11 protein-coding genes are annotated in these 14,825 nt (G+C 58.7%); 10 read left to right on the top strand and 1 reads right to left on the bottom strand.

The window, feature by feature from the left end; genetic code table 11:
• Window positions 1-206 precede the first annotated feature (206 nt).
• The 10 genes from IPM39_16745 to IPM39_16700 all read left to right on the top strand — a co-directional run bounded on the left by IPM39_16745 (window position 207) and on the right by IPM39_16700 (window position 14,097).
• Window positions 207-830, top strand: a complete 624-nt coding sequence (locus IPM39_16745) for a helix-turn-helix domain-containing protein (GenBank protein ID MBK8987700.1) — start codon at window positions 207-209, stop codon at window positions 828-830.
• Window positions 827-2,230: a BCD family MFS transporter gene (locus IPM39_16740; protein MBK8987699.1), complete on the top strand. Its 1,404-nt coding sequence runs from the start codon at window positions 827-829 to the stop codon at window positions 2,228-2,230. The genes IPM39_16745 and IPM39_16740 overlap by 4 nt, the downstream gene beginning before the upstream one ends.
• 189 nt (window positions 2,231-2,419) lie before the next feature.
• Window positions 2,420-3,571 carry a cytochrome P450 gene (locus IPM39_16735; GenBank protein ID MBK8987698.1) on the top strand — a complete coding sequence of 384 codons (1,152 nt, stop codon included), beginning with the start codon at window positions 2,420-2,422 and terminating at the stop codon, window positions 3,569-3,571.
• A 633-nt stretch (window positions 3,572-4,204) separates the two neighbouring features.
• Window positions 4,205-4,708, top strand: coding sequence for a hypothetical protein (locus IPM39_16730; GenBank protein ID MBK8987697.1), 504 nt, complete (start codon window positions 4,205-4,207; stop codon window positions 4,706-4,708).
• Between the two features lie 30 nt (window positions 4,709-4,738).
• Window positions 4,739-6,721, top strand: a complete 1,983-nt coding sequence (locus IPM39_16725) for an APC family permease (protein ID MBK8987696.1) — start codon at window positions 4,739-4,741, stop codon at window positions 6,719-6,721.
• 110 nt (window positions 6,722-6,831) lie between these two features.
• Window positions 6,832-6,921 (top strand): K(+)-transporting ATPase subunit F, encoded by a 90-nt coding sequence (gene kdpF, locus IPM39_16720; GenBank protein ID MBK8987695.1) that lies wholly within the window; start codon window positions 6,832-6,834, stop codon window positions 6,919-6,921.
• Between the two features lie 2 nt (window positions 6,922-6,923).
• Window positions 6,924-8,636, top strand: coding sequence for a potassium-transporting ATPase subunit KdpA (kdpA, locus tag IPM39_16715; GenBank protein ID MBK8987694.1), 1,713 nt, complete (start codon window positions 6,924-6,926; stop codon window positions 8,634-8,636).
• Window positions 8,637-8,746: 110 nt separating this feature from the next.
• Window positions 8,747-10,801: a potassium-transporting ATPase subunit KdpB gene (gene kdpB, locus IPM39_16710; GenBank protein ID MBK8987693.1), complete on the top strand. Its 2,055-nt coding sequence runs from the start codon at window positions 8,747-8,749 to the stop codon at window positions 10,799-10,801.
• A 21-nt stretch (window positions 10,802-10,822) separates the two neighbouring features.
• Window positions 10,823-11,413, top strand: a complete 591-nt coding sequence (gene kdpC / locus IPM39_16705; GenBank protein MBK8987692.1) for a potassium-transporting ATPase subunit KdpC — start codon at window positions 10,823-10,825, stop codon at window positions 11,411-11,413.
• Complete coding sequence (locus IPM39_16700; protein MBK8987691.1) at window positions 11,410-14,097, top strand: sensor histidine kinase KdpD; 2,688 nt, start codon at window positions 11,410-11,412, stop codon at window positions 14,095-14,097. Before kdpC ends, IPM39_16700 begins: the two co-directional genes overlap by 4 nt.
• 7 nt (window positions 14,098-14,104) lie before the next feature.
• On the opposite strand, the gene IPM39_16695 is transcribed toward IPM39_16700, so the two are convergent.
• Entirely contained in the window at window positions 14,105-14,791 is a 687-nt protein-coding gene (locus tag IPM39_16695; GenBank protein MBK8987690.1) for a response regulator, read from the bottom strand.
• Between the last annotated feature and the right edge of the window lie 34 nt (window positions 14,792-14,825).

Below are 14,825 nucleotides of genomic sequence, written 5' to 3'. Positions count from 1 at the left end.
CAAAGAGTCCCCGGCGCTTGCAAATAGTGTCGGGGACTTTTTTGTTGGCGGTGTTCCGTGTTCCGTATTCGGTGTTCGGTGGGAATTTGCCATATGGCGCGCTGGCGGTTGCTGAAACTCGTTCCTGAATAAAAGTCTAAAAACTTGCATACAATTACCTGTTTTTGGTATATTTCTGCAACTTTTTTGATAGCGCAGGAGAGTTTGTGGAACAAGAGTGGCTTAACTTGGGTGAAGCGGCCGAACTGTTGGGTGTACATCCGGCGACGATACGCGCCTGGGCCGACCGCGGCGAACTGCCGATGCAGCGCACGGCCGGCGGCCACCGCCGTTTTCGCCGCGCCGACGTGGCCGCCCGCGCCGCCACCCAGGACCGCAGCCAGGTAACGGCCGTCCACATCATCATCCAATCTATGTTGGGGCGGGCGCGGTTGGAACTGGCCGAGGGCGCGCTGCAAGACCTGACATGGTATCAACTGCTCAGCGACGACGCCCGGCAGCAGCACCGCGACCTGGGCCACCGCCTGCTGCACCTGGTGGTGGATTATATTTCGGCCGATTTGCCAGATACGGCCGTCATGACCGCCGCTCAAGGAATCGGCCGGGATTACGCCCAACTGGGGCGCGCCAGCGGCCTGTCTCTGGTGGAGACCACCCGCGCCTATCTCTTTTTCCGCGAATTTCTGGCGCAAACCATCTACGACATGATTGAAACCGCTGGCGCGCAAAGCCCCACGGATTGGAGGCGCATCCGGCGGCAAATTGTCTGGCTGACCAATGAAGTGCTGCTGGCGCTGATTGAACAAGCAATGAGGAACGAAGCACCATGAACGATCAATGGGGAATAGATATGAACCAACCAACCAACCAGCCAACGAATCAACCGAGTCGCCCGTTCACCACAGGGCGGCTGCTGCGGTTGAGCAGCTTCCATATTGGCTCGGCGATGGGCGATATTTTGATGACGAGCATCTGGAACCGGGTGATGATCACCAATTTCGGCATTCCGGCGACGCCGGTGGGGCTGCTGATCGCCCTGCGCTACCTGCTGTCGCCTTTGAGCTTGTTGGCCGGCCATTTGTCCGATACACACCCGCTGCTGGGATACCGGCGCTCTGTGTATATCTGGTTTGGGCGGGCGATGATGGTGATTTCGCTGCCGCTGTTGGGTCTGAGCCTGGTGCGCTTTGGCGCGGCGACGACCGATGTGTGGGGTTGGCTGCTGGCGCTAACCTCATCGCTGATGTATGGCGTGGGTACGCTGATTTCGGGCAGTCCTTTTCTGGCCCTGGTGCGCGATTCCGCGCCGCCGGAGAAACAAGGGCTGGCGATCAGCATGGTCGAGACTATTTTGATTGTCTTTTTTGCCATTGCTGGCATTGGCTTCAGCCTGTGGATGAAGGTGTACAGCGAAGCGATCTTTTGGGAAATGATCTTTGTTACGATGCTGGTGGGTGGCTTTTTCTGGTTTTTTGCCATTTGGGGAGCGGAAAAGCGGTTGGGGCTGGGGGAAACGGCCGTGCCTTCATCACCCCTTCCTCCTCGCTTCGCCCATGTGTTGGGCAAAATCTGGCAAGATCAGCGCACGCGCCGCTTCTTCTTCTTCCTGGCTCTGGCTACGTTGTCTGCCTGGGCGCAAGACGCCATTCTGGAACCCTTTGGCGCGGAGGTGTTCGACCTGCCGCTGAGCCGCACGACGCGCTTCAACAGCTATTGGCAGACGGCCACCGTGATAACGTTGTTAGGCGGCACATATCTCTGGCGCAAACGGTCGCCGGAACGACAATCCAGCATCGCCCGCTGGGGGTTGGGCGTGATGTCTGGCGGGCTGCTGGTTTTGGGACTGGCTTCGTTTAGCCATCAGGTGCGCCTGGTGGAACTGGCGTTGGTCATTTTTGGGGCCGGGTTTGGCGTTTATACCTTTGGCGGCTTGAGTTTGATGGCTGTGATGGCCTCAGACAAAGAAGCCGGGGCCTATTTGGGTCTGTGGTCTATCGCTATTTTACTCTCCAAAGGCTTGGGCACGTTTTTGGGCGGGTTGACCCGCGACATCTTGCTGTTGGGGTTAAATTTGCCGGTTGGATTGAGTTATGGTCTTATTTTTGCTCTGGAAGCCTTCGGTTTGTTGGGCGCGATTTTGATTCTCTCGCGCATTGATGTGGTCGGTTTTGCCCGCGATGTGGGCCGGGTTATCAGCCGGGTCGAAGCGCAAATCGCCATGGCCGATTAGCAGCCGTAATCAGTATTCATTGCTCAGTCGGCGTTACGTCTGGAAAAGGCGCACTGAACACTGAACACTGAATTGGGAGTGCCAAAGGAGTTGAGGCGCGTGAGTAAAACACCAGATACGGCCGTAACCCCACAATACGATCTCTTCAGCCCGCAGTTTAAGGCGGACCCATTCCCCACCTTGGCCGCGATGCGCCGCGATGCGCCCATCTATGCCCATGTTGCCCGCGACGGCTCGACCATCTGGTACGTTACCCGTTATGACGATGTGCTGGACGTGCTGAAAGACAACGACCTTTTTGTGAAGGATGTGCGGCGGACGCTGCTGCCGCAGGAATTGGCGGCGAAACGGCCGTCTAATCTCAGCCAGCGGCTCATCAACGAAAACATGCTCTTTGCCGATCCACCCGACCATACCCGGCTGCGGGCGCTGGTTAACCAGGCGTTTACACCGCGCCGCGTGGAGCAAAACGCGCCGCGCATCCAGGCCATCGCCGATGGTCTGGTTGACCGGGTGATTGCTGCCGGGCGAATGGACCTCATCGCCGATTTTGCTCTGCCGCTGCCGACCATCGTCATCACCGATTTGTTGGGCATCCCGGAGCCGGACCGCGAGATGGTGGCCGATTGGTCGCAGGCGATTATTGCCCCAGGGCGGCATGGCCTGACTTTTAGCGCGCGCAAGCGCAAGGTACGCGCCTTCGTGGCTTATTTGCAGGCGCTGTTTGCCGAACGGCAGCGCCGACCGCAGGACGACTTGATTTCGGCGTTGGTCGTGGCCGAAGAGGCGGGCGAGCGGCTGAGCGAGGCGGAGCTATCCAGTATGGTGGCTCTGTTGTTGGTGACGGGGCACGAGACGACGGTGAATCAGATTGGCAATGGGGTGCTGGCGCTGCTGCGGCAGCACGATCAGTTGGCGCTGCTAAAGGCGGGCGATGAGCGGGGGGTGGAAACGGCCGTTGAAGAACTCCTTCGCTTTGATGGTCCGGTGGAAACGGCTACCACCCGCTGGGTGCGCCGCGATGTGGTTTATCAAGGCCACCAGATGCACCGTGGCGATGTGATGCGCGTGGTGCTGGCTTCTGCCAATCGGGACGAAAACCATTTTGCCGCCGCCGACAACCTGGACGTGTGCCGTGGTAACAACCGGCATCTGGCTTTTGGTCACGGCGTCCATTACTGCCTGGGCGCGCCGTTGGCCCGCCTGGAAGGCAAAATCGCCCTGCGGACCTTGTTCATCCGTCTGCCTGATCTGCGATTAGCCCCGGACGCGGAACTGGCGTGGCGTTCAGGCGTGCTTTTTCGCGGTTTGGAACGGCTGCCCCTGGTTTGGGAAAAGTGACGGCTGTCCAGTTGTGGCCGATTGCGCCTGTCCCGCCCCTACTTGCTCAACTCATTTGAAACCTACGCCTTGTCGAGTAGACCTCTGGTTCGCATCAATCCCCCCATCCTTAAGGCTAAATTGATAGCGGGTGCGTTTCATTTTAGTTGAACGCTGACCAACATCGCCCGGCCATCAATGGCCGGGCTGCCGAACAACGCCCGGTAAACCGGGCTGAACTGGTACACGGCGCTTTAAGCCGGATTTATCCGGCGTTGTTTTATAGCCCGATGATTTATCATCGGGCGAGACGTGCAAATACCCCATTGATGTGAAACACACCCACCCATTGTTAGATTGCGCAGGCGGGCATCTGAGGCGGCCTGCCTCCGCAAGCCGCGTTCAGTGACCAGTTTTCAGTCGGCGTCACCTCTGTGAAACACCCACTAACCACTAACCACTAACCACTGACCACTAACCACTGACCACTGGATACCGCCACTCCTTTCATCGTCTTCTTTATCAAAACTTGACCCCCTTGCTGGCAACGTTGACATTTTCTTTACACCATTCGCGGTAAGCTAATGGCTGGCGTTGGTTGGGCAGTTTTAACGGCCGTTATGACTGGCCGAATGAGGCGATAAGGAGCTGGTAATGATTGAATCTCGATTGATGATCGTGATGGGGGAGCGAGCCTGGACATTAGCAGCACTGCACCTGGCGTGTGTTATGGCGCGGCGTGACCAGACGGCCGTCGCGCTGCTGCGAATGGTAGCGGTGGGTCATCCGGCGCTGCTGGGCACGGATCCCGGTTTGCGCAACTTCACCTCTAAAGATGCGCATGAACTGGACGACATGGCCGCTACGGCTGAAGACTACGGCGTTTTTTTGGATGTGCAATTGTTTCAGTACGCCAATTATTGGTCGGGGGTACTGGATGCGGCGGAACAGTTGGCGGCAACGGCCGTTATCGTCCACGTTCCGCCCTCGCCCATCCCTTACTGGCAGCAGGCCCGCCGCGGGTGGCTGCGCCGCCGGTTGGCCCGGCAGCAGCAGCTGCTTATCACGCTGGACGATATGACCCCTTCGTTAACCTGGACGCCCTCCGCCACGCTGCTGGAGGAAACGGCCGTTAAACTCAGACACCACCACATCTAATCCCCATCACCCAGGAGCAAACCACAACTGATGGAAAATATACCTACCCAAAGCAAACCGTCCCGCGTGTCTCTTTCGCGTCTGCTGTTTGGCAAACCCATCGCCACCCGCGATCTGGAACATCAAAGCGTCAACCGCGTCGTTGGTCTGGCTGTTTTTGCCTCGGATGCCCTGTCGTCCACCGCCTACGCTACCGAAGAAATCCTTTTTATCCTGGCTTTAGCTGGAACTGGCAGCGCTATTTTAGGCATCTCCATTCCCCTGTCCATCGCTATCGCCGTTCTATTGGTCATCGTCACCATCTCTTACCGCCAGACCATTTACGCCTATCCGAACGGCGGCGGCGCTTACATTGTTGCCCGTGACAATCTGGGCGAAGTCGCCGCGCAAGTCGCCGGCGCCGCCCTGCTGACCGACTACATTCTCACTGTCGCTGTCAGCATCTCCTCCGGCGTGGCGCAAATTGCCTCTGCCTTTCCCGCGCTGCTGCCCTTTCGTGTGGAGATGGCCCTGCTGGTGATTCTGATCATGACCCTGGTTAATCTGCGCGGAGTGAAAGAAAGCGGCACCATCTTTGCCATCCCCACCTACTTTTTTCTCGGTGCGATGCTGTTAACCCTGTCTGTGGGCATGTATCGTTACTTTACCGGCACATTGGGCATTGTTAGCGGTGTGGATATCATGGAAACGGGCGCGGTGCAGGCATTGAGCCTATTCCTCATTCTGCGCGCTTTTTCCAGTGGTTCGGCTGCGCTCACCGGCATCGAGGCCATCTCCAATGGCATCACCGCCTTCAAGGAGCCGCGCAGCCACAACGCGGCCGTCACCCTGCAATGGATGAGCGCCATTCTGATCACCATCTTTCTGAGCATCACCTTCCTGGCTCATCAGATTCAGGCCCTGCCGAGCGAATCGGAAACAGTCATCTCGCAGCTTGGCCGGGTTATCTTCGGCAATGGCAGCATCCTCTATCTGGCCATTGTGGCCGGTACGGCGCTGATTTTGCTGATGGCCGCCAACACCAGTTACGCCGACTTTCCCCGGCTGGCGGCTTTGCACGCCGGAGATGGTTTTTTGCCCCGCCAGCTTACCTTCCGCGGCGGCCGTTTGGTCTTTAACTGGGGCGTCATCACTCTGGCGACGATGGCCTCGCTCTTGGTAATTGTGATGCAAGCGCGGACGACGGCGCTGATTCCGCTGTATGCGATTGGCGTGTTTCTTAGCTTTACCATTTCCCAGACGGGCATGGTGGTACGGCTGCGCAAAATCGGCCGGTTAAAGCCAGGGGAAAAGGTTCAGGGTTTGGAAACGGTCATGGAACATGACCCCCGCTGGCGGTTCAAAGCGTTCATTAGTGGCTTTGGCGCGGTCTGTACGGGCATTGTCATGCTCATTTTCGCCATCACCAAATTCACTTCCGGCGCGTGGTTTGTTATCTTGCTTATCCCCATCCTGGTCTTTGCCTTTTTCCGCGTTCATCACCACTACCAGGCTGTGGCCCACAACTTAAGCCTAAATGGGACTCATCATCCCGACATCACCGCCTACCCGGTACAAACTGTGGTGCTGGTTGATGGCGTGCATACCGGCACGATTGAGCTGGTGAACTTTGCCAAATCGCTCAAGCATCCGTGGCACGCGGTGCATATCGGCATCAATCCCGAAAAAGCGGCCAAAGTGCATCAATTATGGGACGATGTGATTGGCGAAGGCGAATTGGTGGTCGTGCCTTCGCCGTATCGCCAGCTTAACCGCCCCATTCGCGCCTACGTGGAAACCTTGCTGCATGACTACCCGGAGACGATTATCCATGTGGTAGTGGGGCATCTGGCAATGGAGACGGCCTGGGAACAAGCCCTGCACCAGAACAGTGTCCTTATCTTTAATCTGGCGTTGAATGGGTTGGAGCGTGTTGTGCTGACGATTGTGCCGCACCAGATACGGCGACACCAGACACCGGGTGATCCGGTGGATCGTAACGTTTTCACGGCCGCCGATTTACGCGGCGAGTAATAGGAGCTTATCATGTTGCTGGATATCGGTTTATTATGCCTGACGGCCGTTTTCTTTTTGCTTAGTGGCGCATTGATTGCCGCTTTCAGCCGTCTGGCGGGAGGAACCTCATGAATTGGTTGTACGTGATAACGGCCGTTCTGGCTCTGGGTCTATTGGTCTACCTGTTTCTCGCGCTCATCAAGCCGGAGTGGTTTTAACGATGAACGGACTGCTGCAAACTTCAATTTATCTGATCAGCCTGCTGCTGTTAGCCTGGCCCCTGGGCATTTATATGGCCGGTGTTTATCGCGGCGAACAAACCTGGTGGACACGGCCGTTTCACCCTCTGGAACGTCTCTTTTACCGTCTGGCCGGGGTGGACGAGCGCCAGGAAATGACCTGGCAGCAGATAGCCGTGTCGGTGCTGCTGTTCAATGCCGTCGGTTTTCTGGCCGTTTATCTGCTGCTGCGCCTGCAAGCGTGGCTGCCCCTCAACCCAGATGGCTTAACGGCCGTCCCCCCCGCGCTGGCTTTTAACACAGCCGTCTCCTTCGCCTCCAACACCAACTGGCAGTTCTACAGCGGCGAAACATCCATGAGCTACCTGACACAAATGCTGGCGCTGACCGTGCAAAACTTCCTTTCAGCGGCCAGCGGCATGGCCGTGCTGATAGCGCTCATCCGCGGACTCAGCCGCCAACGCACAGACCGGCTGGGCAACTTCTGGGTGGATATGACCCGCAGCGTGCTTTACATTTTGCTGCCATTGTCGCTGCTGGTTGCCTTACTGCTGGTATCGCAAGGGGTGGTGCAGACCTTCAGCGGGGCGGAAACGGCCGTCTTGCTCGACTCTGACACGACGACAGAGGGCACGGCCGTTTCCCTACAAACCATCGCCCGTGGCCCAGTCGCCTCCCAGGTCGCCATCAAACAACTGGGGACCAACGGCGGTGGCTTCTTTGGCGTCAACTCCGCCCACCCACTGGAAAACCCCACCCCCCTGAGCAACCTGGTGGAGATGCTGTCTATTCTGCTGATTCCCGCCGCCCTCTGTTTCACCTTTGGCGAGATGGTCGGCAGCCGGAGGCAAGGCGCTGTCCTGCTGGCGGTGATGGTGATTGTGTTTGCCGCTTTTCTGGGAACGGCCGTTTACGCCGAACAGCAGGGCAATCCCCGCCTGGCAGCGTTGGGCATAGACCAGGCCGACGGCAGCATGGAGGGCAAAGAAGTGCGCTTTGGCGTCGTCAACTCCGCCCTGTGGGCCACGGCCACCACCGCCGCCTCTAACGGCTCCGTCAATTCCATGCACGACGCCTACACCCCATTGGGCGGGCTGGTCCCCTTGCTGCTGATGCAGTTGGGCGAGGTCATCTTTGGCGGCGTCGGCTCCGGATTGTATGGGTTGTTGGCCTTTGCCGTCGTCGCTGTCTTTGTCGCCGGGCTGATGGTCGGCCGCACGCCAGAATACCTGGGCAAGAAGATTGAAGTGTTCGAGATGAAGATGGCGATCCTGGTCATCCTGATCCCGCCGTTGGTGGTGTTGTTGGGCACGGCCGTAGCCGTCGCCACCGCCGCCGGGCAAAGTGGGGCCACCAACCCCGGACCCCACGGCTTCAGCCAGATTTTGTACGCCTTCTCCTCGATGGGCAACAACAACGGCAGCGCCTTTGCCGGGCTTGACGGCAGCCATCCCTTCTATCCCATCAGCGGTGGTCTGGTGATGCTCATCGCCCGCTATTGGCTGATGGTCCCCATTCTGGCGATTGCCGGGTCGTTGGCGGGCAAGCAAACCGTGCCCGCTTCTGCCGGTACGCTGCCGACCGATTCACTGCTCTTCGTCGGCTGGCTGATTGCCATCATTTTGCTTGTAGGCGCGTTGGCCTTCTTGCCCGCGTTGGCTCTGGGGCCAATCGTGGAACAGTTGCTCTTGTAAGTGAAGACCCAATGTCTCCGCAAAAGAAAAAGTCGGATGTTGTTGGCTATCGCCCCTTTCGTCTGGGGCCATACTCGTTAATTGTTGTTCTAACAAAGAATGAAACCCCTATGAATGCGAAACAGGCTCTCTACCGTCGCGCTTTAGGCGACGCTTTTATCAAACTCAATCCCCGCCACCTGGTGCGTAATCCGGTGATGTTTGTTGTGGAAATCGGCAGTTTGCTGCTGACGGCGCTGTTTATTCTTTCCTTGTTCGATGTACCCGTGACCGGTGACACCCCGGCTTTCACCGGCGCCATTGCCGCCTGGCTCTGGTTCACCATCCTCTTTGCCAATTTTGCCGAGGCGCTGGCCGAAGGGCGCGGCAAAGCCCAGGCCGACGCCCTGCGCCGCACCCGCAGCGAAACCCCGGCCAAAAAGCTGGCAGCGGCCGATCCCCAGGCGCAAGTCGAGATTGTCAATTCCACCCAACTGCGCAAGGGCGATTTTGTTCTGGTGGAGGTCAACGATTTCATCCCGGCCGATGGCGAGGTGGTCGTCGGCATCGCCGCTGTAGACGAAAGCGCTGTCACCGGCGAAAGCGCCCCGGTAGTCCGCGAAGCCGGCGGCGACCGCAGCGCCGTCACCGGCGGCACGCGGGTCATCTCCGATTGGCTGGTGGTCGCCATCAGCAGCAACCCCGGCGAAGGCTTCCTGGACCGGATGATCAGTCTGGTGGAAGGGGCTAAACGGCAGAAAACGCCCAATGAAATCGCTCTGACGATTTTGCTGGCCGGGTTTACCATCGTTTTTTTGGTGGTGGTGGCGACGCTGCTGCCCTTTTCTGTTTACAGTGTGCAGGCGGCGGGGCAGGGAACGGCCGTTACCATCACCGTCCTCGTCGCCCTGCTGGTCTGCCTGATCCCCACCACCATCGGCGGGCTGCTCAATGCCATCGGCATCGCCGGCATGGACCGGCTGATCCAGCGCAACGTATTGGCGATGTCTGGCCGGGCGGTGGAAGCGGCCGGCGATGTGGATGTGCTGCTGCTGGACAAAACGGGAACCATCACCCTGGGCAACCGGCAGGCGGTGGCCTTTGTGCCGGTAGATGGCATACGCCCCCACGACTTAGCCCGGCTGACGCAAATTGCCTCGCTGGCCGACGAGACGCCCGAAGGCCGCAGCATCGTTGCCCTGGCGGAACGGGATTTTAACCTGAAACCGGACAGCCACCCCACGCAGGCGGCCGAGTTTATCCCTTTCACGGCGCAGACACGCATGAGCGGCATTAATTTGAATGGCGATGCCGTGCGCAAAGGCGCGCCGGACACCATCATCCGCTATGTGCGCGAACAGGGGGGTGAAATACCGGGCGGGCTGCAAACGGCCGTAGATACCATCGCCCGTACTGGCGGCACGCCATTGGTCGTTGCCCACAACGGCCGGGCCATTGGCGTGGTCCACCTGAAAGACGTGGTGAAGCCGGGCATGAAACAGCGCTTCGCCCAAATGCGGGCCATGGGCATCAAAACAGTCATGATCACCGGCGACAATCCACTTACAGCCACCGCCATCGCCGCCGAAGCAGGTGTGGACGATTTTCTGGCCGAGGCGACGCCGGAAGCCAAGCTAAAGCTCATCCGCCAGTACCAGGCCGAAGGGCGGCTGGTGGCTATGACCGGCGACGGCACGAACGACGCGCCGGCGCTGGCGCAGGCCGATGTAGCGGTGGCGATGAACAGCGGCACGCAGCCCGCCCGCGAAGCGGCCAATATGATAGACCTGGACAGAGACCCGACCAAGCTGATTGAAATTGTGGAAATTGGCAAGCAGCTTCTGATGACGCGCGGTTCGCTGACGACGTTCAGCATTGCCAATGACGTGGCGAAGTATTTTGCCATCATTCCGGCGGCCTTCGCGGCCACTTATCCGGCGCTGGCGGCGCTGAATTTTATGCGCCTGACGACGCCACAGAGCGCCATTTTGTCGGCGGTCATTTTTAACGCGCTGGTGATTATTGCCCTGGTGCCGCTGGCGCTGCGCGGTGTGCCCTACCGCCCTCTGCCAGCCGCGCGGCTGCTGCGCGATAATTTGCTCATTTATGGTCTGGGTGGCCTGGTTACGCCCTTCATCGGCATCAAGGCGATTGACCTGATTCTGACAGCCTTAGGGCTGGTTTAATTGGCAGGTGGAGTTTTTGCAATGAAACGATTTTTATCTGATTTGCGGCCGGCGTTACTGTTTTTAGGTTTGTTTACGCTGCTGACCGGGGTTGTTTATCCACTGGTGGTAACGGCCGTTGCCCAAACCATCTTTCATCATCAGGCCAATGGCAGCTTGCTGGAGCAAGAAGGGGTCATTGTCGGGTCGGAACTCATCGGCCAGCCCTTTGACGACCCGGCTTATTTTTGGGGACGGCCGTCGCTGACCACGCCTCAGCCCTACAACGCGGCAGCTTCAGCCGGTTCAAACCTGGCCCCCAGCAATCCCGCGCTGGCGGAACGGGTGGCTGCGCGAATCGCCGCGCTGCAAGCGGCTGATCCGACCAACTTACAGCCTGTTCCGGTGGATTTGGTGACGGCGTCCGGCAGTGGACTAGACCCGCACATCAGCCTGGCGGCGGCTACCTTCCAGGTGGAACGGGTGGCAAGGGCGAGAGGAATGGAAACGGCCGTTATCCAACAACTGCTCACCGACCACACCGAGGGCCGCACCTTTGGTTTGTTAGGCGAACCGCGGATCAACGTTCTGCGTTTAAACCTGGCGCTGGATGCTCTACAATCTAGTTCATGAACGACAGACGACCTGATCCAGACCAGCTTCTCAACAACATCCAGCGCGATGCCGCGCAAGAGACGCGAGGCAAACTAAAAATCTTTCTGGGCTATGCTGCCGGTGTGGGCAAGACCTTTGCCATGCTGGAAGCGGCCCAACAGCGCCGCGCTGAAGGCGTGGATGTTGTGGTGGGCTACGTGGAGACGCACGGCCGTGCCGAAACCGACGCGCTGCTGGCCGACTTGGAGATACTTCCACGGCAAGAACTGGTGTATCGCGGCGTTAGCCTGTCTGAGATGGCCACCGACGCCATTTTGGCGCGCCGGCCGCAGATCGTCCTGGTAGATGAACTGGCGCACACCAACGCCCCTGGCTCGCGCCATGCGCGCCGCTACCAGGACGTGCTAGAACTGCTGCACAGCGGCATCCATGTTTACACCACCGTCAACATCCAACATTTGCAAAGCCTGAATGACGTGGTGGCGCAAGTGACCGGCGTCACCGTGCGCGAGACCATCCCCGACCACATTCTGGACGAGGCCCATGAAATCGAGCTAATAGATTTGCCCATTGACGAGCTGCTGGCGCGGCTGGAAACGGGCAAAGTCTATATATCGGCGCAGGCGGAACAGGCGCTGCGTAAATTCTTTCGCCCTGGCAACCTGACGGCGCTGCGGGAAATGGCGCTGCGCCGCACGGCCGAACGGGTGGATGAGCAGATGCGGGCCTACATGCAGACCCATGCTATTGCCGGTCCCTGGCCGGCCGGCGAGCGGCTGTTGGTCTGCGTTAGTCCCAGCCCGCTCAGCGAGCGGCTGGTGCGTACCACCCGGCGGCTGGCGCGAAGTCTGAACGCCGAATGGATTGCCGCTTACGTGGAAACGCCAGGCTATACCTATTTGCCGGAGGCGGATAAAGACCGTGTGACGCAGACGCTGCAACTGGCGGAAGAGTTGGGCGGGCAAACTGCGCGGCTCAGTGGCACTTCCGTGGCGGAGACGCTGGTCAATTATGCCTTCAGCCATAACGTGACCAAGATTGTGGCCGGAAAACCGCTGCACCCGCGGTGGCGGGAATGGCTGCGCGGCTCGTTGATTGACCAAATTGTGCAGCGCAGCCAGGATATGGACGTGTATGTCATCAGCGGCAAAACGACGACGGGCAAAACGGCCGTTCCTGTCCTTCAAGTCGCCCCGCCGCTCTTTAACTGGCGCGCTTATCTGCTCAGTGCCGCCCTGGTTTTGTTGGTGACGTTGGCCGGGCTGCCCTTACGGCCGTTTATCAACCCCACCAACCTGGTGATGTTGTATCTGGTGGTGGTGATGGTAACGGCCGTCTGGCAGGGGCGACGGCCGTCCATCTTCGCCTCGCTGCTCAGCGTCATCGCCTTCGATGTGGTTTTCGTACCGCCATATTACACCCTCGTCGTCGCCGACGCCGAATATCTGCTCACCTTTATCGGCTTTCTGGCCGTCGGCCTGGTGATTGGCTCCTTGGCGGCGCGTGCTCGTGAACAGGCGCTGGCCGCCCGCCAGCGCGAGGCGCAAACGACAGCCCTGCTGGAACTGAGCCAGAAATTAGCGGTGGCTGCTGACGTGGAAGCTATTGCGCAAACGGCCGTTCAGCACATCCAGCGCACCTACAACAACGACGCCACCTTGTACTTGCCCGACGAAGCCGAAGGACGGCTCGTCGTCCACACTGCCACATCTAGCAATCCCGCCGAACCCGACGATTACGCCGTGGCCGATTGGGTTTTTCGCCAGGGGCAGCCGGCCGGCCGTCATACCAACACCCTGGCCGGCGCGAACAGCTATTATCTGCCATTGCGCACCTCAGGGCAGATTGTCGGCGTCATGGCTGTGGATCTTTCCAGCATTCAGTCGGTGGCCCTTGTGGGCGAGCAGCAGCGGCTGTTGGCCTCGTTTGCCAGCCAGATAGCCCTGGCGCTGGCTAAAGCCTACCTGTCCGAGCAGGCCCGGCAGGCGCAGCTTCTGGCAGAAACGGAAAAATTGCAGACCACCCTGCTCAACTCCATTTCGCACGATTTGCGCACGCCGTTGGCTTCCATTACCGGTGCGCTCAGCAGCCTGTTGGACGATGCCGATTTGCTCACCCCAGCTGCGCAGCGCGATCTGGTGCACACTGCCTGGGAACAGGCGCTGCGTCTGAATAGATTGGTGGGCAATCTGTTGGATATGACACGCCTGGAATCTGGGGCGATGCGGGTCGTCTGCCAGCCTTATGATGTGCAAGAATTGGTGGGGGCGACATTGGCGCAGTTGTCTCACCGGCTGCATGGGCGCACCGTCAAACGAAATATCCCCGACGATTTACCGCCAGTTTCGATTGATTTGACGTTGATGATGCAGGCGCTGATGAATCTGGTGGACAATGCGGTGAAATATTCAGCCCCGGATGAAGCAATTGAAATCGAGGCGTACCGGGCACAGCAGACGGTGATCGTGACGGTTAGAGATCATGGCCCGGGTATTCCCGAAGGGGAACTGGAACGGATTTTCACCAAGTTTTTCCGGCTGGAACCTGGTGGGGTAGGTGGTACGGGTCTGGGATTATCTATTGTGAAGGGGGTTGTGGAGGCGCATAACGGCCGTGTCTGGGCACACAACCATCCTGACGGCGGCGCAGTTTTTTCAATGGCCCTGCCCCTGGCCCAGGCAGAAATGGCGGTGGACGGTTAGCCCTGCTCTATACATCCACCTTCAAGCGATAGCCCACGCCTGGTTCTGTCAAAATATAGCGGGGATTTGAGGAGTCCTCTTCAATCTTGCGCCGGAGATTGCTCATGTGGACGCGCAGCAGGTGGGTTTCTGTTTGGTACCCCGCGCCGCGAATCTCGTTGAGCAGTTGTTGGTGTGTCAGTACACGGCCGGCATAACGAATCAACACGACCAGCAAATCATATTCGGTGGGCGTTAGCTGTATCTCTTTCTCATCACAAGTTACCAAACGTACCGTTAAGTCTACGCACAGTTTGCCGCTGGTAAACACCGGCTCCTGTTCCTCTTGATGCGCGTGTCTCATCGCCACGCGCAGACGCGCCGTTAATTCGCCGACGCTAAACGGCTTGGTCAGGTAATCATCTGCGCCTGCGTCCAGGGCCGCTATCTTGTCGGTGTCCTGATTCTGAACCGACAGAATGATGATCGGCGTTTGCGACCACTCTCTAATGCGCCGGGTGACTTCAATGCCGCCAATACCTGGCAGCCCTAAATCGAGGATAATGAGGTCTGGTCGAACATTAATCGTCTGCAAAACCGCATCTTCACCACTGGTTGCTTCATGCACTTCATACCCATGGGCGTCAAGCGCTGTGCGCAGGAAGCGCCGGATGGCGTGTTCATCATCTACAACGAGTATTTTGGTTTTTTGCATGGCTGCACCTTCATCCACCTTCACTGTTGATTGA

Source organism: Candidatus Leptovillus gracilis, from assembly GCA_016716065.1.
GTDB classification, from domain to species: Bacteria; Chloroflexota; Anaerolineae; order Promineifilales; family Promineifilaceae; genus Leptovillus; species Leptovillus gracilis.
Note: the sequence above shows the minus strand (reverse complement) of the source record. Positions and strands in the feature narration are given on the sequence as shown.

Bases quoted from the DNA above. Each gene is read 5' to 3' on its own strand.
- kdpB (MBK8987693.1), top strand. From the start codon at position 8,747: ATGAATGCGAAACAGGCTCTCTACCGTCGCGCTTTAGGCGACGCTTTT.
- IPM39_16740 (MBK8987699.1), top strand. From the start codon at position 827: ATGAACGATCAATGGGGAATAGATATGAACCAACCAACCAACCAGCCA.
- kdpA (MBK8987694.1), top strand. From the start codon at position 6,924: ATGAACGGACTGCTGCAAACTTCAATTTATCTGATCAGCCTGCTGCTG.
- IPM39_16725 (MBK8987696.1), top strand. From the start codon at position 4,739: ATGGAAAATATACCTACCCAAAGCAAACCGTCCCGCGTGTCTCTTTCG.
- IPM39_16695 (MBK8987690.1), bottom strand. From the start codon at position 14,791: ATGCAAAAAACCAAAATACTCGTTGTAGATGATGAACACGCCATCCGG.
- kdpC (MBK8987692.1), top strand. From the start codon at position 10,823: ATGAAACGATTTTTATCTGATTTGCGGCCGGCGTTACTGTTTTTAGGT.
- kdpF (MBK8987695.1), top strand. From the start codon at position 6,832: ATGAATTGGTTGTACGTGATAACGGCCGTTCTGGCTCTGGGTCTATTG.
- IPM39_16700 (MBK8987691.1), top strand. From the start codon at position 11,410: ATGAACGACAGACGACCTGATCCAGACCAGCTTCTCAACAACATCCAG.
- IPM39_16730 (MBK8987697.1), top strand. From the start codon at position 4,205: ATGATTGAATCTCGATTGATGATCGTGATGGGGGAGCGAGCCTGGACA.
- IPM39_16735 (MBK8987698.1), top strand. From the start codon at position 2,420: ATGCGCCGCGATGCGCCCATCTATGCCCATGTTGCCCGCGACGGCTCG.